The sequence below is a fragment of the Streptomyces sp. TP-A0356 genome, assembly GCF_001417775.1.
GTDB lineage: Bacteria > Actinomycetota > Actinomycetes > Streptomycetales > Streptomycetaceae > Streptomyces.
The window spans coordinates 56,826-73,403 of sequence record NZ_BBZJ01000020.1 but is presented as its reverse complement, the minus strand read 5'-3'; the positions used below and the strand labels follow the sequence as shown (position 1 = coordinate 73,403).

General features: G+C 71.8%; 16 protein-coding genes and 1 pseudogene. 7 read left to right on the top strand and 10 right to left on the bottom strand.

Annotated elements, in window-relative coordinates:
• The first annotated feature begins 78 nt into the window (after nucleotides 1-78).
• Both ASC56_RS18915 and ASC56_RS18910 read left to right on the top strand, forming a co-directional pair.
• Nucleotides 79-1,173, top strand: a complete 1,095-nt coding sequence (locus ASC56_RS18915; protein WP_055492646.1) for a DUF5925 domain-containing protein — start codon at nucleotides 79-81, stop codon at nucleotides 1,171-1,173.
• Between the two features lie 29 nt (nucleotides 1,174-1,202).
• Nucleotides 1,203-1,997 (top strand): DUF72 domain-containing protein, encoded by a 795-nt coding sequence (locus tag ASC56_RS18910; protein ID WP_055492645.1) that lies wholly within the window; start codon nucleotides 1,203-1,205, stop codon nucleotides 1,995-1,997.
• Nucleotides 1,998-2,150: 153 nt separating this feature from the next.
• Here ASC56_RS18910 and ASC56_RS18905 read toward each other — a convergent pair whose 3' ends face one another.
• On the bottom strand, nucleotides 2,151-2,519 hold the full coding sequence (locus ASC56_RS18905) for a GntR family transcriptional regulator (RefSeq protein WP_055492644.1): 369 nt from the start codon (nucleotides 2,517-2,519) through the stop codon (nucleotides 2,151-2,153).
• 71 nt (nucleotides 2,520-2,590) lie between these two features.
• On the opposite strand from ASC56_RS18905, the gene ASC56_RS18900 reads away from it, so the two are divergent.
• Both ASC56_RS18900 and ASC56_RS18895 read left to right on the top strand, forming a co-directional pair.
• Entirely contained in the window at nucleotides 2,591-3,520 is a 930-nt protein-coding gene (locus ASC56_RS18900) for a GNAT family N-acetyltransferase (RefSeq protein WP_055492643.1), read from the top strand.
• A complete protein-coding gene (locus tag ASC56_RS18895) occupies nucleotides 3,501-4,001 on the top strand; it encodes a DUF402 domain-containing protein (protein ID WP_055492642.1) in 501 nt (166 codons plus the stop codon). The genes ASC56_RS18900 and ASC56_RS18895 overlap by 20 nt, the downstream gene beginning before the upstream one ends.
• Nucleotides 4,002-4,010: 9 nt before the next feature.
• Here the strand turns inward: ASC56_RS18895 and ASC56_RS18890 are convergent, their stop codons facing one another.
• Nucleotides 4,011-4,637, bottom strand: a complete 627-nt coding sequence (locus ASC56_RS18890) for a bifunctional 2-polyprenyl-6-hydroxyphenol methylase/3-demethylubiquinol 3-O-methyltransferase UbiG (protein ID WP_055492641.1) — start codon at nucleotides 4,635-4,637, stop codon at nucleotides 4,011-4,013.
• Between the two features lie 160 nt (nucleotides 4,638-4,797).
• Between ASC56_RS18890 and ASC56_RS42805 the strand changes: the two genes are divergently transcribed.
• On the top strand, nucleotides 4,798-4,932 hold the full coding sequence (locus ASC56_RS42805; RefSeq protein ID WP_267887629.1) for a hypothetical protein: 135 nt from the start codon (nucleotides 4,798-4,800) through the stop codon (nucleotides 4,930-4,932).
• A gap of 58 nt (nucleotides 4,933-4,990) precedes the next feature.
• Here ASC56_RS42805 and ASC56_RS41975 read toward each other — a convergent pair.
• Nucleotides 4,991-5,077, bottom strand: a pseudogene (locus ASC56_RS41975) (GNAT family N-acetyltransferase); the annotation flags it as partial.
• Nucleotides 5,078-5,236: 159 nt separating this feature from the next.
• On the opposite strand from ASC56_RS41975, the gene ASC56_RS18885 reads away from it, so the two are divergent.
• Nucleotides 5,237-6,214 (top strand): lytic polysaccharide monooxygenase, encoded by a 978-nt coding sequence (locus tag ASC56_RS18885; RefSeq protein WP_055492640.1) that lies wholly within the window; start codon nucleotides 5,237-5,239, stop codon nucleotides 6,212-6,214.
• Nucleotides 6,215-6,314: 100 nt separating this feature from the next.
• Here the strand turns inward: ASC56_RS18885 and ASC56_RS18880 are convergent, their stop codons facing one another.
• Together ASC56_RS18880 and ASC56_RS18875 are read right to left on the bottom strand one after the other, a co-directional pair.
• Nucleotides 6,315-7,172, bottom strand: a complete 858-nt coding sequence (locus ASC56_RS18880; protein WP_055492639.1) for a triacylglycerol lipase — start codon at nucleotides 7,170-7,172, stop codon at nucleotides 6,315-6,317.
• 191 nt (nucleotides 7,173-7,363) lie between these two features.
• Nucleotides 7,364-7,810 (bottom strand): MarR family winged helix-turn-helix transcriptional regulator, encoded by a 447-nt coding sequence (locus ASC56_RS18875; RefSeq protein WP_055492638.1) that lies wholly within the window; start codon nucleotides 7,808-7,810, stop codon nucleotides 7,364-7,366.
• Between the two features lie 92 nt (nucleotides 7,811-7,902).
• Here ASC56_RS18875 and ASC56_RS18870 point away from each other — a divergent pair, with 92 nt between their 5' ends.
• Nucleotides 7,903-8,283, top strand: coding sequence for a cupin domain-containing protein (locus ASC56_RS18870; RefSeq protein ID WP_055492637.1), 381 nt, complete (start codon nucleotides 7,903-7,905; stop codon nucleotides 8,281-8,283).
• Nucleotides 8,284-8,360: 77 nt separating this feature from the next.
• On the opposite strand, the gene ASC56_RS18865 is transcribed toward ASC56_RS18870, so the two are convergent.
• From ASC56_RS18865 to ASC56_RS18845, 5 genes are all read right to left on the bottom strand, one after another.
• Nucleotides 8,361-9,335 (bottom strand): DNA polymerase, encoded by a 975-nt coding sequence (locus ASC56_RS18865; RefSeq protein WP_055492636.1) that lies wholly within the window; start codon nucleotides 9,333-9,335, stop codon nucleotides 8,361-8,363.
• Nucleotides 9,332-12,808, bottom strand: a complete 3,477-nt coding sequence (locus ASC56_RS18860) for a DNA polymerase III subunit alpha (protein WP_055492635.1) — start codon at nucleotides 12,806-12,808, stop codon at nucleotides 9,332-9,334. Before ASC56_RS18860 ends, ASC56_RS18865 begins: the two co-directional genes overlap by 4 nt.
• A gap of 235 nt (nucleotides 12,809-13,043) precedes the next feature.
• Nucleotides 13,044-14,123 carry a S1 family peptidase gene (locus ASC56_RS18855; protein ID WP_055492634.1) on the bottom strand — a complete coding sequence of 360 codons (1,080 nt, stop codon included), beginning with the start codon at nucleotides 14,121-14,123 and terminating at the stop codon, nucleotides 13,044-13,046.
• Nucleotides 14,124-14,685: 562 nt separating this feature from the next.
• Nucleotides 14,686-15,585, bottom strand: a complete 900-nt coding sequence (locus tag ASC56_RS18850) for a S1 family peptidase (protein WP_055492633.1) — start codon at nucleotides 15,583-15,585, stop codon at nucleotides 14,686-14,688.
• Nucleotides 15,586-15,795: 210 nt separating this feature from the next.
• Complete coding sequence (locus ASC56_RS18845; protein WP_055492632.1) at nucleotides 15,796-16,578, bottom strand: DUF1684 domain-containing protein; 783 nt, start codon at nucleotides 16,576-16,578, stop codon at nucleotides 15,796-15,798.

Below are 16,578 nucleotides of genomic sequence, written 5' to 3'. Positions count from 1 at the left end.
GTACGGCGCACAACCGACACACCCGGCGCACTGCGGAAACCGGGTGCATGGGGCGGCCGTGTGACGGATCATGGCGGCATGTCTGCGAACCCATACGACGCTCTGCCGATCCGGCTCAACGTCGACGACAGCGACTCGCCGTCCGACGTCGTCGACGCGCTGTTCCTCGGCCGCTTCGCGACGGGCGAGCAGCCGTACTCACACGCGGCGAACATCGACCGGGTGCGTTCCGGTGCGACACTTCTGCCGCCGGGCGCCCGGGTGCTGCGGATCGCCCGCGACGACGACCGCAGCGCGACCCTCGCGGAGGGCGACGGCTGGACACTGCTGGTCTCCCGCTGGAACCGCGGCGCGGACGTCACCGTGACCGCGACCACCGCCGAGCTGGCCGAACAGGTGCTGCACCAGGCCACCGACGGCGCGACCGACGAGCCGGAGCCGCAGCCGGACAACGTGACGATGGGCTTCTGGTACGTCTCTCCCAGGCGCGGCCCGCACCGCACCACCCGCCAGATCACGGCGGGTACCTGGGAGGAGGTCCGCGCGAACTACACGGCACCCGTGGCGGACGCCATGGACCGGCTGATGAAGACGACACCGGAGGACATCGCGGGCCGTCTGCTGCTGCTCCACGGACCGCCGGGCACGGGCAAGACGTCGGCGCTGCGCACGCTCGCCCGCTCGTGGCGGGACTGGTGCCAGGTGGACTGCGTCCTGGACCCGGAGAGGCTCTTCAGTGACGTCGGCTATCTGATGGACATCGCGATCGGCGAGGAGGACGGCGCGGGCAAGGGCCGCTGGCGGCTGCTCCTGCTGGAGGACTGCGACGAGCTGATCCGCGGCGAGGCCAAGCACACCGCGGGCCAGGCGCTGTCGCGGCTGCTGAACCTGACGGACGGCCTGCTGGGACAAGGCAGGAACGTGCTGGTGGGTGTCACGACGAACGAGGACCTGGAGCGCCTGCACCCGGCCGTCGTACGCCCCGGCCGCTGTCTGGCCCGGATCGAGGTCGGCCCGCTGACCCGCCCCGAGGCGGTGAACTGGCTGGGCCGGGAGGAGGGTGTCAGCCGGGAGGGGGCGACCCTGGCGGAGCTGTACGCGCTGCGGCGGGGGACGTCCCCGGCGTCGGTGCCGGACCAGCGGGCGGGGGCCGACTCGGGGCTGTACCTGTAGCCGGCCGGGGCCGATGCTTTGATGGAGGTATGACCCTGTTCGTCGGCACGTCGGGGTGGCAGTACAAGGACTGGCGCGACGTCCTGTACCCGGCCGACGTGCCCATGCGGCTGTGGCTGGAGGAGTACGCGAGGTGGTTCGCCACGGTCGAGATCAACAACGCCTTCTACCGGTTGCCCTCCCGGGAGACCTTCGAGAGCTGGCGGGAGCGGGTGCCGGCGGACTTCGTGGTCGCGGTGAAGGCGAGCCGCTATCTGACGCACATCAAACGCCTGCGAGACCCCGAGGAGCCGGTGGACCGGCTGATGAGCCACGCGGCGGGACTCGGCGACCGCCTCGGCCCGGTCCTGCTCCAGCTCCCGCCCACGCTGCGCGCGGACCCCGCTCTCCTCGACCGCTGTCTGGCCTGCTTCCCGTCCGGCACCAGGGTGGCGGTCGAACCGCGCCACGACTCCTGGTGGACACCTCAGCTCCGTGAGGTGCTGGAGGCCCGGGGTGCGGCGCTGTGCTGGGCCGACGTGCTGTCCCGCCCGGTCGCCCCGCTGTGGCGGACCACGGACTGGGGCTACGTCCGCTTCCACGCGGGCCGCGCCCGGCCGTGGCCGCGCTACGGCCGCCGGTCCCTGGAGTCCTGGGTCCACCGCATCGCGGAGGCATGGCCGGACGGCGGGGACGTCCATGCCTACTTCAACAACGACCCGCACGCGGCGGCGGTGGAGGACGCGAGCGTGTTCGCGCGGCTGGCGGCGGCAGCGGGCCTGCCGGTCACCCGCACCCCGGAACGACTGCCGACCGCACCCGCCCACGGGCGCGCGGGGCGATGACGGGCCGGACGCCCGCTCGTCTGCGCCGCAACGACGCCCAGGGCCCCTGGGCACGACGACTCCGACCGGCGGTGGGCGAACCCGGCAGGCGGCCAACCCGGCAGCCAGTCGAACCCGGCCGGCGGCCGAGCCTCAGGTGGCCGACCGCGCCACTCAGTCCCCGTAAGCCGCCCGCAGGGCATCCCGCGCGGCGGCCAGCGCCGCCTCCTCGGCCAGTCCGAGCCGCCGGACCCGTTCGGCATAGGCCTGCGCGGCCGACGCGGCCTCATGTTCCGCGGCCGAACCGGCGGCGGCCACGAACGTTCCGTTGCGTCCCCGTGTCTCGATCACCCCGTCCGCCTCCAGCGCCCGGTACGCCTTGGCGACCGTGTTCGCCGCGAGACCGAGGGACTCGGCCAGTCCGCGCACGGTCGGCAGCCGGTACCCCACCGGCAGCACCCCCGCCCGCGCCTGCTCGGAGATCTGCGCCCGCACCTGCTCGTACGGCGGCGCGCTCCCGTCGATGTGGATCTTCAAGGTCACGGGGCGATTGTCCCGCACCCACCGGAAAATGAGAGGCACCCCGCGCCTGGCCCCGCGTACCGTGCGCCGTCATGACAGTGATCGTGCGCGACCTGCGCCCCGATTCCCGCCGCGACGCCGAGGGCTTCGCCCGGGTCCGGCGACTCGCTCTCCCCTTCGTCCTGTTCACCCCGGAGTCGATCGCCTACGACGCCGCCCACATCCATCCCGACGCCCACTACCGGCCGCTCGTCGCCGAGGAGGACGGCGAGATCATCGGCACGGCCCAGGTCGGGCTCGCCCACGACAGTCCGGAGCCCGGCCAGGGCTTCGTCAATGTGTACGTGGACCCTCGGCACACCCGCCGCGGCGCGGGATCGCTCCTCGTCCGGGTGGCGGAGGAGCATCTGGGCGCCGTGGGCGCGAGCAGGTTCTTCGCCTGGGTCCTGGACGAGCCCGGCAACCGCGCCTTCGCCGAGCGGCACGGCTACCGCGCGAGCCGCTCCGCCCACTTCCTGCGCCTGGACCTGGCGCACGGCACCCTGCCGGAGCTGCAGGACCCCCCGCCGGGCGTCGAGTTGCGTACGGGCGCGGACTTCGCCGACGACCCGCGCCCCCTGTTCGAACTGGACGCGGAGACGATGTCCGACGAACCCGGCGACATCGACCACGAGTTCACCGACTACGAGGCCTGGCTACGGGAGACCTGGCGGCACCCCCTCTTCAGCCCCGAGCTGACCTCGGTGGCGTTGGTCGACGGCCGTCCCGCCGCCTTCAGCGCGGCCCGCACCGACGGCGGCACCCGCTACGGCACGGTGATGACCGGGACCGCGCGCGCCTTCCGCGGCCGCGGACTCGCCAAACTCGCCAAGAACGACACCCTGCACCGGGCCCGCGCCGCGGGGTTCACGGAGGCGTTCACGGGCAACGACGCGGGCAACGGGCCCATGATCGCGATCAACGAGTGGTTCGGCTACGAGATCTGCGCCACGGAGGTGCGCCATGTCCGTGAACTCGGCTGAGGTCGCGGCCCAGATGGAGGTCGTCCTGGTCAAGGCGGGTCGCACGAAGATCCGTTACTCCGCCACGCTGCTCCGCGACGACGGCACCCGTGTCTCCGTACGCGCGCCCTGGGCGGGTGACGGCGTCCGCGACTTCGGCTTCGTCCGGTTCGCGCCCGGTGACGTCTTCACCGAGCACTACTGGCGCGACCGCTGGTACGCGGTGAAGGAGGTACGCGACGGGCGGGGCGTCCTGAAGGGCTGGTACTGCGACATCACCCGCCCGGCCACCCTCTCCGGCGGTGAACTGGTCGTCGAGGACCTCGACCTGGACCTGTGGCGTTCCGCGGACGGCACGACCGTACTCCGCCTCGATGAGGACGAGTTCGCGGCCAGCGGCCTCGCGACGACCGATCCGGAGGCCGCCGCGGCGGCCCTACGGGCCCTCGACACCCTCGAACTGCTCGCCCGGGAAGGCGACTTCGAGGCCCTGTCGGCCTGAGCGGCACGGTCAGGGCACCGCCACCACCGCGTACCGCTCGTCGTCCACCGCCTTCCCCCACAGCCGGGCGTCGTCCGACAGCCGCTCGACGCGAACGTCCCCGGCGAGGGGCGCGAGCAGGGCGGTCAGGCGGTCGGCGGGGATGCCGACCGGGCTCGTCGTCCCCCACACGCCTTCCACCAGCACCAGCCGCCCTCCGGGGCGCAGCAGTCCCCGCCAGTGCCGCAGGGCCCGGCCCGGGTCCGGCAGGGCCCACAGGACATGGCGGACGAGGACGGCGTCGAAGAGCCGTTCGCCCACCGGAGGGGCGACGGCGTCACCGACCAGGAACACGGCGTCACGGCCCGCCGACTTGGCGCGGGCCAGGCCGATCATGGCCGCCGACCGGTCGACCCCCGTCACCCGGTGCCCCCGCTCGGCGGCGAGGAGTGAGAGGCTTCCCGTGCCGCAGCCGAGGTCCAGGACGTCACCGGGGTGTCGCGGCAGCCAGGCCTCCAGCCGGGCGGCCCATGCGCCGCGCACGACGGGATCGCGCAGCCCGTGGTCCGGCTCGTCGTCGAAGGTGGCGGCCTCGGCGTCCCAGTCCACCTCCGCGCCGGGCGCCGCCGAGGTTTCGGCTCCCTCGCCGCTGGCCATGTTCCTGGTCATGTACCTGGTCATGGCACCAGGGTGACAGCCACCGCTGACAGCCGAATGGTGACAGCCGCCACAGACAGACCGCTACGGATAAGGAACCCTCGCCAAAACGGTCTACCTCCGCACAAATGCGGAACCCGGTAGACGCAAGGAGGCAACCATGCGCCGAGTGACCGTGCCCAAGCCCCTGAAGAGGACCGTCTCCCGCCGGACGCGGGAAGAGGCCGACGAGCGCCCCGTCGAGCGCTCGGAGGTGCGAAAGGACATCGCACGCCTCTGGTGGCCGGACGGCTGAGCCCGCCCGTCACCCCTGGGACAACACGAACGACACGGACGACACGAGAATCCCGGTCCAGCCGCTTGCGGTGGTGGACACGGTCGTACGGCCCCTCGCCCCGGCGCTCCACGGCCTCGTAGCCGAACTTCGGGCAGACCTCCTGGTACTTACCTGAGCGCAGTCTCAGCACTCCCTTAACGGCGCCATAAGGATCTCCTCGGCCCGCTCTCAGCAGGCGATTTCACGGGTTCGTGGGGCTAGCTTGCTGATCGCCCCCACGGGATCCGCCGCTGCGCCCAGGACCGCTCCGAGGAGTTCCTCCATGCCCGTACGCCGTAGAGCCGTCGTCGCCGCCGTCGGAGCCGCCCCGCTCCTGATGGCCGGACCGGCCGCCGTGCCCGCGGTCGCGCACGGCTCGATGGGCGGCCCGGTCAGCCGGGTGTCGCAGTGCTCTGCGGAGGGCCCCGAGAACCCCAGGTCGAACGCGTGCCGGGCGGCGGTCGCGGCGGGTGGTACGCAGGCGCTCTACGACTGGAACGGCGTGCGCGTCGGCGACGCGAACGGACAGCACCGGGCGCTGATCCCCGACGGCAAGCTGTGCAGTGCGAACAACGACGAGTTCAAGGGCCTCGATCTGCCCCGCGCCGACTGGCCTGCGACCTCCGTGCACAGCGGCGCGTACACGTTCAGGTACCGCGTTACCGCCCCGCACAGGGGCACCTTCACGGTGTACCTCACCAGGTCCGGCTACGACCCGTCGAAGCCGCTCGCCTGGGCCGACCTGGACCTCGCGCACCCGGTCGCCACGGCCGCCGACCCGGTCGCACAGGGCGGCTTCTACACGTTCTCCGGCACCTTCCCGCAGCGCTCCGGCCGGCATCTGCTGTACGCGATCTGGCAGCGCTCGGACAGCCCGGAGGCCTTCTACTCCTGCTCGGACGTCACCTTCGGCGGCTCCGGCGGCGGTGGTGCGACGGGTACGGCCGCGGCGCCGTCCGCCTCTGCGCCGTCCGAACGGCGGATCGAGGCAGGTGTCGGCAGGTCGACGGTCGGGCACCACGGTCACGGCGGCTCCGAAGCACCCGCACCGGCGCCGACCACGGCTGTCGCCGGGTCGGGCAACACGCCGGACAAGCGCCCGAGCGCCGCCGGTGGCGCGCAGCACCTCGCCGAGACCGGTGGCGGCGGCTCGACCTCCTACCTGGCGATCGGCGGCGCGGCCGCCCTGGCGCTGGGGGCCGCCGCGCTGTTCGCGTCGGTCCGCCACCGTGCGACGGGCGGCGGCCGACAAGGGCGATGAGACTCCGGGGTCTGTCCGGCGGCTCAGGCCGGACAGACCCCGGCGACGGCCGTAGCCCCTGGGGAGATGGCCACGGACGTTCTGCGGCGCCTGTCAGCGGTCAGCTGAACACCGAGGCGCAGTTGGTCGCGGTGGCGTGCGCGGGATCGAGGGCGTTCGCCACCTCGTGGAAGGCGATCCGGTCGGTCAGACCGATCGTGACATGCTCGGAGAGGTCGACCGCGCAGAGGTCCTGCAGCAGGACGTTGCGCACGTCGGATCCGCTCAGGAACTGCGAGCTGTACGGCGTGACCACCTCGTCGTACTTGGTGGCGATGACCGTGTAGTGGACGCCGGGCACGGTGTCGCCGCCCGCGTTGAGCTTGGCGATGAACGCGGAGCCGGCCACCTGGTCGGCCAGCCCGGGCGTGGCCGTGGAGAGCAGATCCTGGGCACCCGGGAAGTACGGCAGCAGGTTGGCGAGCCCGTTCAGGGTGGTGCCGTGGTTGTCGGGCGCGATGCCGACGAGGGCGTTCACCTTGCCGGCGCCGCCGAGGAACTTGAGGTAGTAGCGGGGCATCATGCCGCCCTGCGAGTGGCCGACGATGTCGGCCTTGGCGGTGCCGGTCGCGGCGAGCACCTTGTCGACGAAGGTCTGGAGCTGCTCGGCGGACGTGGCGATGGGGCCGAGCCCGTAGAAGAAGGGGACGCCCGACAGCTGACCGTAGTCGAGGGAGAAGACGCAGTAGCCGCGGTTCTCCAGATAGGGCGCGAGGGACAGCCAGTTGTCGACGGCGTTGCCGAAGGTTCCGTGGACGAGGACGACGGGGCGGGGGTGGGCGGCGGAGGGCTTGCAGGAGTAGTTGTTCCAGCCGCTGCTCGGCGCGGCGGCTTCGGCGGTGGCGGCGGGGACGAAGGCGACCGCGGTGGTCAGCAGCAGCGCTGCCAGCGGTCTGAGCACTCGTTTCCAGGGCAGCATCGGGTGATCTCCTTGCGGCTCACGGGAGGTACGACGGCCTTAACCTGTGATCCGGATCACGGGATGCTGTTTCATTCGTCAAGTTACGGACGAGTAGCGGCAGTGTGAAGTTACGCGTCAGTAAAAACTTCCAGTGATAGCCAACAGTGGGCAGGATTCCTGGTAACGCCCTGAACGTATGTGACGTGCCATCACCAGGCGGGGCGAATCGGCCCGTACGGCGCCATTAGCGACAACTGGCCCCGGAGAGACTGGATTTCACGCTCGCCGAGGAGCTCCACCCAGGGCCGTACGGCGTCCGCCGCGGCTTCCTCGGCGGCCCGCGTGCAGGCCCGGCCGCGCTCGGTCAGCACGACCAGCCGGGCCCGCGCGTCCCCGGGGTGCGGCCGCCGCTCGGCGTACCCCTTGCGCACGATCTCGTCGACGAGCTGACTCGCGGCCTGCTTGGTGACCCCGAGGTGCGCGGCGAGCTCGGTGACGGTCGCACCGTCCGGGGCGAGCCGGGCGAAGGCGAAGCCGTGCGCCGGCCGCAGCCCTTCGAAGCCGCGCGCGACGACGCCGTCGTGAATGCGTTGCGTCAGCTCACCCGCGACGGCGAGCAGGGCGGCGGACAGGGCCATGGCCTCGGAGTTGTGCACGGAGGCATTCAAACACCCTTGACGCCATGGTCAAGTTGCTTGACCATAGAGAGGTAGTCAAGCAACTTGACCATCTCTCCCTGGGGGTACCCATGCCCGTCGTCCGCTCGTCCCAAGCCGTCACCCATGAGATGCACGGCGCCCGTTTCGTCTCGTACGCCACTCCCCTGACCGGCAGTCAGGAGCTGTGCGCCTGGCGCGGTGAGATCCCCGCGGGGACCCGCGCTCCCCTCCACACCGTGACCCGGGAGGAGATCTTCCACCTGCTCAGCGGTGAGCTGGTGGTCACGCTCGACGGGCGTGCCGAGCGGATCACCGCGGGGGACACGGTGATCGTCAATCCCGGCGCGACCCTCGGCGTGGAGAACCCGACGGACGAGGTGGCCGTCTCCTGGGTCACCACCTCCATCGGCCTGGAGGCGGAGCTCGCCGACGGCAGCCGGATCGCACCGCCGTGGGCCAATCGCCCCTGAGAGCTCCGAACAGAATGGGCGCCCGGCTGGCGGCGCCGGCTGATCGGACTCCCACTCTGTTCGGAGCTCTGAGAGGACTACGCGGCCAGTCTCCCCGGCATCACCGCACGCGGCCCGAACTTCGCCCGTGCGCGGTCCGCGACCTCCTCGATCCGGCGGACCTTCTCGTCCACCGGGTCGAAGGTGAGCTGATGGGCCGCGTGCTCGGCGGGGCTCAGCCCCTCGGCGCGCAGGGCGATCGCACGCACCCGGGCGCGTTGCAGGCCGAGCGCCTCGTACATGCGGTACGCCTCGGCGGTGAGCGCCGCCGAGTGCGCGGTCGGCTCGGCGAGGGTGCGGCTGCGGGTCGTCGACGAACGGTCGGCGTAGCGCACGGTGAGGGTGAGCGTGCGGCACACCCGCTCCAGGGCGCGCAGCCGGGTGCCCAGCTCCTCGGTGGCCGACAGCAGGGCGTGCCGGTGCCGGTCCTGGTCCAACTCATCTCGGTCGAAGGGGCGTTCGGTGGCCAGGGAGCGCGAGACGGCGTTCGGTACGACCCGGCCGCGGTCGATGCCGGACGCCTTCTCGTACAGTTCGCGGCCGGCCCGGGCACCGACGAGCCGCTGCACCGTCGAGGAGGGCGCGGCGGCGATCTTGCCGACCGTGTCGAGCCCGTACTCGCACAGGGTGCGGGCGGTGACACCGCCGACCCCGGGCAGCGCCCTGACCGGCAGGTCGGCCAGGAACTCGGCGACGGCGGCGGGCTCTTCGGGCACCACGCGGACCGCCCCGGGCGCCGCCTCCCGCAGTGCCATGCGGGCCAGCATCGGCCCGGGTCCGGCTCCGATCGCGCAGTCGACCCCGTGGTGCGCGAGGGCCCGTACTCGGATCAGCGCGGCCAGTTCGACGGCGTCCCGCCCGAAGTAGCGCTCGGCACCCCGCAGATCGGCAAGCGCCCCGTCGGGCGGCAGCGCCTCGACGACGGGGGTGAACTCCTCCAGGAGTCCGAGCAGCCCCGGCAGGGCGGCCTCGTACAGCGGAGGCAGCTGGAAACGTACGCAGAGGATGGTCATCCCGCACTCCCCGGACTCTGGTGCCACAACTTCTTTCCACCCGCCGGGCCTTCGCCCGCGGGACGCAGATCGGCCCAGGGGTTCATCTCGTACCCCGTGGACATCCGGATACGGCGGCCCTTCGCCGCGTCGCCGTCGCCGGCGCCGTCCGGCTGCCGCACGACGGGTTCGGCCAGCCGCGCCGCCACCACGTCGAGTCCGCCCTCGGCGCGCAGCTCGGCCAGCTCGGCGAGGTTCCAGGCCGCGGCGCCCACCACGCTGAGGCTGCGCGGCCCCCGTCGTTGTACGACGCCGCGCACGAGCAGCAGCCAGGAGTGGAAGACGGTGTGGGCGCAGGCGTCGTGGGAGTCGTCGAAGAAGGCGAGGTCGACCAGGCCCGTGCCGTCGTCCAGGGTGGTGAAGATGACCCGCTTGCCGGAGCGGATGGGCGGGGTCTGGGTCGCCGCCTTGGCGCCCGCGACCAGCACGGTCTCGCCGTGCCGCGCCGAGCGCAGCCGGCGCGCCGAGACCACGCCCAACTCGTCGAGGAACACGCGGTGGTCGTCCATCAGATTGCGCGAGGCGTCCATGGAGAGCACACCCAGCTCGGCACTGAGCCGCTCGGCCGAGGAGAGGTCGGGCAGCCCGGCCGACGCGGTCTTCCGTCCGCCGCCCAGCGGGAGCTGGCCCCCGCCCGCACCCCGGGCGCCCCGGTGCAGCTCGGTCAGGTGCAGCTGGAGATCACGGCGGTTGGCACCGAACGCGTCCAACGCGCCCACCTGCGCGAGCCGCTGGGCGATGGGACGGCTCGGCCGCGCCCGCTCCCAGAAGTCGAGCAGCGAGGCGTAGGGCTGCCCGGCCTCGATCCGTGCCGCCTCGGCCTCACTGATGCCGTGCACGTCGGAGAGGGCGAGCCGCAGGCCCCACCGCCCGGGAGAACCAGGCTGCTCAGACACCAGTTCGATACGGTGCGCGGCTCCCGACCTGTTCACGTCCAACGGGAGGATCGGCACGCCCCTGCGCCGCGCGTCCGCCAGCAGCAGCCGCTTCGGATACATCCCGGGGTCGTGCGTGAGCAGTCCCGCGTAGAAGGCGGCCGGATGATGGGCCTTGAGCCACGCCGACTGGTACGTCGGTACGGCGAAGGCGACCGCATGCGCCTTGCAGAAGCCGTAGGAGCCGAAGGCCTCGACGATCTCCCAGGTCCGATGAATCGTTTCTGCGTCGTAGCCGTTCGCCGCCGCCTGCTGGGCGAACCAGACCCGGATCCGCCCCTGCGACTCCGGGTCGGACAGCCCGCGCCGCACCCGGTCCGCCTCGTCGCGCCCGCAACGGGTCATGATGTCCAGGATGTGGATGATCTGCTCGTGGAAGACGACGACTCCGTACGTCTCCTTCAGCGGCTCCTCCAGGTCGAGGTGCGGATAGCGGACGGGTGCCCGCCCGTGCCGTGCCTCGATGAACGGCCGCACCATGTCGGCGGCGACCGGACCGGGCCGGAAGAGCGAGATGTCGACGACGAGGTCGTGAAAGGTGGCCGGCTGGAGCCGCCCGACCAGGTCCCGCTGGCCAGGCGACTCGATCTGGAAGCAGCCCAGCGTCTCGGCGGAGCGGATGAGGTGGTACGTCGCAGGGTCGCCCGGCGGGAGGGAGTCCAGGTCGAGCCGCTCCCCCGTCGTCCGCCGCACCTCCGCGACCGCGTGCGCCATCGCGGACTGCATCCGTACCCCGAGCACGTCGAGCTTGAGCAGCCCGAGCTCCTCGACGTCGTCCTTGTCGAACTGCGACATGGGGAAGCCCTCACCGCTGGTCGGCACGACCGGCGTACGGGCGAGGAGGGAGTCGTCGGAGAGCAGGACCCCGCACGGGTGCATGGCGACTCCGCGCGGAAGGGCGTCGAGGGCCTCGACCAGCTCCCAGAGCCGGCCGTACTTCTCCCGCTCCCCCGCCAGTTCGCGCAGCTCGGGCAGTTCGTCGAGCGCCGCGCGGGCGTCGCGGGCGCGGATGTGCGGGAAGGACTTGGCGATGCGGTCGATGTCGGCCGGGTCCATGGACAGGGCCGCGCCCACGTCGCGGATCGCGTGGCGGACGCGGTACGTCTCCGGCATCGCGACCGTCGCGACCCGCTCGGTGCCGAACCGGTCGATGATCGCGCGGTAGACCTCCAGGCGGCGTGCGGACTCCACGTCGATGTCGATGTCGGGCAGGGCCAGGCGCCGCTTGGAGAGGAAGCGCTCCATCAGCAGCCCGTGCTCGACCGGGTCGGCGTGCGCGATGCCGAGGAGGTGGTTGACGAGGGAACCGGCGCCTGAGCCGCGCGCGGCGACCCGGATGCCCATCCTCCGTACGTCGTCGACCACTTGGGCGACGGTCAGGAAGTAGGACGCGAAGCCGTGGTAGGCGATGATGTCGAGCTCCTCGTGCATCCGCTCCCAGTAGGCGCGCCGGGTCCCGTAGCCGCGCAGCACCATGCCCGCCGCCGCCCGGGAGGCGAGCGTGCGCTGGGCGGTGCGGCGGTCGGCGCCGACGAGATGCGGCTCGGGGAAGTGGACGGTGCCGATGCCGAGGTCGTCCTCGGGGCCGACCAGACACTCGGCGGCGGTGGCCCGGGTCTGCTCCAGCAGGCGGTACGCGGTGTCGCGGCGGTAGCCCGCGGACTCGACGACCCGCTCGGCGATCTTGAGCATGGCGCCCGCGTCCTTGAGCCAGGCCTCGCCGGAGTCCAGCTCCTTGGTGGGGTCGACGGGGACCAGCCGGCGGGCGGCGTCCAGGACGTCGGCCACCGGGCCCAGACCGGGGTCGGCATACCGGACGGCGTTGCTGAGGACGGGACGGACACCCTGCTCGACGGCGAAGCCGACGGTGCGGGCGGCCAGCCGCAGGGAGCCGGGACCGGTGCCGGTACGGCCGTGCCAGACGGCCTCCAGCCGCAGGGCGTCGCCGTAGACCTCCCGCCAGAACGCGAGGAACCTGGCCGCGCGGTCCGGTCGCCCGGCGGCCAGGGCGCGCCCCACGTCGGAGGCGGGGCCGAGCAGGACGGTCAGACCGTCGGCGTGATTGTCGGCCCAGGGCAGCAGCGGCGGGCCCTCGGGCGGAGCTCCCCCCTGCTTGAGCGAAGCCGAGCGCTTGGGAGAGTGGGCGGCGGTGACGAGCCGGCACAGGTCGGCCCAGCCGCGGGCGCCGTCCCGGGCGAGGAAGACCGCGCGGGGTGTCGACTCGTCGATGAAGGCACCGCCGCGCACGGGGATACGGCGCCGCTCCCGCCGTACCGGCTCGGGCTCCCCCACCGCCAGCTCCGCGCCGAACAGCGGCCGGACTCCCGCCGCCGCGCAGGCCCGGGCGAACCGGACCGTGCCCGCGAGGGTGTCCCGGTCGGTGAGCGCGAGGGCGTCCATGCCCCGCTCACCGGCACGCTCGGCCAGCCGCTCCGGGTGTGAGGCTCCGTACCGCAGGGAGAACCCGGAGACGGTGTGCAGATGCGTGAAACCCGGCACACGCACCTCCTGTAGCCGTGAGCCCCGTACATGGCTCTCGAACGTCCGTTCCCATCTCCCTCACCCCCACCATAGACCAATTTTCGAACTGTCGTGCGACATCCGTTCGACCCGGCCCCACCTGCGCGAACACCGGGCGCCGGGGGCCGAGGGCCCTTCCGCTCGGACGCGCCCCCATACGAAGGTCCCGCCCCCGGACATCCGGGGACGGGACCTCGTCGGGTCGGCGGGAGGGTCAGCCGATCTGGGCGCCGAAGGCCGACAGCGCCGCGGTGACCGGCTGGAAGAAGGTCTGGCCGCCCGAGGTGCAGTCGCCGCTGCCGCCGGAGGTGAGGCCGACCGCGGTGTCGCCGTCGAACAGCGAGCCGCCGCTGTCACCGGGCTCGGCGCAGACGTCGGTCTGGATGAGACCGCTGACCGTGCCCTCCGAGTAGTTCACCGTGGCGTTCAGGCCGGTGACCGTACCGGAGTGCACATGGGTCGTCGAGCCGCTGCGGGTCACCTTCTCGCCGACGGTCGCGTCGGCCGCCTTGGTGATCTGCTGCGTGGAGCCGTTGTAGAGGTCGACCGCGCTCGGGTGGTCGACGTTCGCGGTGTACTTGACCAGACCGAAGTCATGGCCCGGGAAGTCGGACTGCTCGTTCTGGCCGATCACGTTGCCGCTGGAGTCCGACCAGCTGGAGATCGACGCGGTGCAGTGGCCGGCGGTGATGAAGTACGGCTGGCCGCCCTTGACCACGTTGAAGCCGAGCGAGCAGCGCCCGCCCGAGCCGGTGATCGCGTCGCCGCCCGCGACGAAGGGCTTGAACTCCCCCTTCGAGCGCTTGAGTTCGGCCTTGCCGCCGAGCCCGTCGACCACCTTGGTGAGCTTGGCCCACTCGGCCTGCGAGACGGTCTTGTCGGCCGTGACGACGACCTTGTCGGTCCGCGGGTCGGTCGCCCACGAGGTGCCGGGGATGGTCGCGTCCTTCTTCAGCGTGTTGCCGGCGCCCGCCAGTTCGGCCAGGGAGTTCTGGACGATTCTCGCCTTGGCCCCGGCCGCCTGGACGGTCTTCGCGGCCGTCTCGTCGAGCACGTTCACGACGAGGTTCTTCGTCTTCGCGTCGTAATACGCTCCGGCCGTGTCGGTGCCCAGGTCCTTGCCGAGCGTCGAGGCGAGCTTTCCGGCCGCGGCGACCGAGAGAGTGTGGGGCGCCTCGGCCGCCGTTGTCTCACTCGCGTTCGCATTCTGCAATGTGACGCCTGCGGCGATCAGTGCGGCGACACCCGCGCCGGCCACGGCGGCCCGCCGCCTGGATATGCGTCGGTGCTTCAACTCACGTCCTCCTGTGGGGGGTCGGCCGCAGAGGTTGTGGGGACCGCCACGACCGGAAGGCGTAGGGGCACGGAATCGGCGCATGTCGCAGCCGGTCCGTGCCCACCGTGCGGCGCCCACTATTCCGAGGCCCACAGGGAGCACACAAGGTCGACTTCAGGACGCGCAGATGCCAACGGGCGTGCGCCCCCCACCCCGTGACCACACCTGGTCGCCCCGACTCGATTCCCGCTGCAAATGCCGCGCGAGGGTTATCCCTGTGCGGAGAGCGAGGTCTAGTCCTGTCCGGATTTCGCCCCCTCGGAGTCCGGATCCGGAACGGGAGCGACGGACGGGAGTTGCTCCCGCACCGATTGCTCCTCCACCTGGGGCACCGCGTGGCGTTGATGACACGGGCCCGCGGCCCCCGGGTCCGAAGTGGACGTGTTCAGGGGAGTGAACGCACATGGGCCGCGTGCCCTTCGACGGTAACTCCGGTGCTCGGACAAGGGCGAGCCCCCGCACACCACATGGGTACGGGGGCTCGCCTGCCGCTGGCTGCGGTAAGGGGGGTGCCGGTGGGTCAGCCGACGCTCACGCCATAGGCGCTGAGGGCCTTGGTGACCGGCTGGAAGAACGTCGTACCACCGGAGGTGCAGTCGCCGCTGCCACCGGAGGTCAGACCGTAGGCCACGCTTCCGGCATAGAGGGGACCACCGCTGTCGCCGCCCTCGGCGCAGACCGTGGTCTGGATGAGGCCGTAGACGACATCGCCGTTGCCGTAGTTGACGGTGGCGTTCAGGGCGGTGACCCGGCCGCTGTGGGTGCCGGTGGTGGAGCCGCGCCGGTAGACGGTCTGGCCCACGCTCGGGGTGGCCGCGCTGCTGATGGTCTGGCTGCCGACCGCGCTCGGATGGGCGACGGAGGAGTTGGTGTAGCGCACCAGGGCGTAGTCATTGCCCGGGAAGCTGTAGCTGACGTTCGTGCCCAGCACCGTGGTGTGGCCGGAGTTGGAGTACCAGGTGGAGGCGACCTGTCCGCAGTGGCCGGCGGTCAGGAAGTAGTAGGTGCTCCCGCTGTGCACATTGAAGCCGAGCGAGCAGCGGTACTGGCCGCCGTAGATGGCGTCACCACCGGTGATCAGCTTGTTGAACCTGCCCGCGGTGTGCTTGATGGTGAGGGCGCCGGCGTTGCTGCCGGCCTCCTTCTTGATCTTCGCGATCTCGGCCTGGGAGACCCTGCTGTCGACGGTGACGACGACGCGGTTCGTCTTGGGGTCGACGGTCCAGGCGGTGCCCGCGACATCGGACTTGAGCACCGAGTCGCTCGCCTTGGTGAGCTGGTTGGCGCTGAAGGTCCCTGCGTCGGTCGCGCTCGCGGTGGGGACGGCGAACGCGGCGGCGGCCATGAATCCGGTGGCCACGGCGATCAGCCGGGTCCGTCTCGCGATACCGCTTGTGGGGGTAGTGCGCTTGATCCTCACTTTTCGTTCCCTCCAAGGGAAGTCGGGGGCCCACGTGGGGAGTTGGGGCCCGTGAGGCGCAGCCAAGGGCGGCTTGTCCGGATTTCGGACAAGCCGTGCCCCTGACAAGCGCTGTGGGGGGAGTATTCGGCCGCACGACCGACCGGCGCAAGGGCGCCTTTCGGCCGTGCAGCGTTCAACTTGCTCAGCTTCAAGCGCGCTGACGAAGACTCAGAGCAGGGTGCGCTCCCCCGCCTCGATCGCGATGCCCAGAGTGTTGCCCGGCGGCGGTAAGGGGCAGATGAAGTGGTCCGCGAAGGCGCACGGCGGAAGCAGCGCCCGGTTGAAGTCCACCGTCGTACGCCCCTCCGCGTCGGGCGCCGGCGGCCGCAGGAACCGGAAGCGGTAGCTGGTGTCCCCGCTGGTGGCGTCGGCGAAGACGGCCCACAGCGAGTCGTCCGCCTCGACGGACACCTGGAGGGTGAGGTCCTGCCCGTCGAGCGTGAAGGCGAGCACACCGCCGAGGCCGAGTCCGCGGTGACGTCCGTCGGCGTTCTCGACGCGTACGGTGCGGTCCTCGCCGTACGGGGTGAAGTGGCCCTCGACCGACCAGCGCGGATCGTGGGGCGTGACGTCGATGCCCGTGAAGGCACGACGGGCCGGGGCGGCGGGGTCGTAGTGGCGCACGCCCCACACGCCCTCGCGGACGAGGAGGACCAGGCGGCGTTCGCCGGCCGCGACGCGCGCCGCGGTCACGGGTCCGGGGTCGGCGTCGAGGCGGATCTCACCGCTGAAGGGCTGCCCGTCGACGCTCAGGCCGTCCACCTCGGTGGCCGTCAGCACCACCGCGTCATCGTCGTCGGTCCAGCGCCCGGGGATGTCCGGAATTCGACCATCCGGATAGTCCTCCAGCCAGTAGGTGCCGGTCAGCGCGAGCGGCCCGTAAGGCTCCGTCACCTGCTCGGTGCGGTGCTCGTGCCACCGCTTCCACTCGTCGGATGCGTCCGTCGTCAT

Bases quoted from the DNA above. Each gene is read 5' to 3' on its own strand.
- ASC56_RS18895 (WP_055492642.1), top strand. From the start codon at position 3,501: ATGTCCGTGAACTCGGCTGAGGTCGCGGCCCAGATGGAGGTCGTCCTG.
- ASC56_RS18900 (WP_055492643.1), top strand. From the start codon at position 2,591: ATGACAGTGATCGTGCGCGACCTGCGCCCCGATTCCCGCCGCGACGCC.
- ASC56_RS18880 (WP_055492639.1), bottom strand. From the start codon at position 7,172: ATGCTGCCCTGGAAACGAGTGCTCAGACCGCTGGCAGCGCTGCTGCTG.
- ASC56_RS18890 (WP_055492641.1), bottom strand. From the start codon at position 4,637: ATGGCCAGCGGCGAGGGAGCCGAAACCTCGGCGGCGCCCGGCGCGGAG.
- ASC56_RS42805 (WP_267887629.1), top strand. From the start codon at position 4,798: ATGCGCCGAGTGACCGTGCCCAAGCCCCTGAAGAGGACCGTCTCCCGC.
- ASC56_RS18870 (WP_055492637.1), top strand. From the start codon at position 7,903: ATGCCCGTCGTCCGCTCGTCCCAAGCCGTCACCCATGAGATGCACGGC.
- ASC56_RS18910 (WP_055492645.1), top strand. From the start codon at position 1,203: ATGACCCTGTTCGTCGGCACGTCGGGGTGGCAGTACAAGGACTGGCGC.
- ASC56_RS18845 (WP_055492632.1), bottom strand. From the start codon at position 16,578: ATGACGACGGACGCATCCGACGAGTGGAAGCGGTGGCACGAGCACCGC.
- ASC56_RS18885 (WP_055492640.1), top strand. From the start codon at position 5,237: ATGCCCGTACGCCGTAGAGCCGTCGTCGCCGCCGTCGGAGCCGCCCCG.
- ASC56_RS18915 (WP_055492646.1), top strand. From the start codon at position 79: ATGTCTGCGAACCCATACGACGCTCTGCCGATCCGGCTCAACGTCGAC.
- ASC56_RS18865 (WP_055492636.1), bottom strand. From the start codon at position 9,335: ATGACCATCCTCTGCGTACGTTTCCAGCTGCCTCCGCTGTACGAGGCC.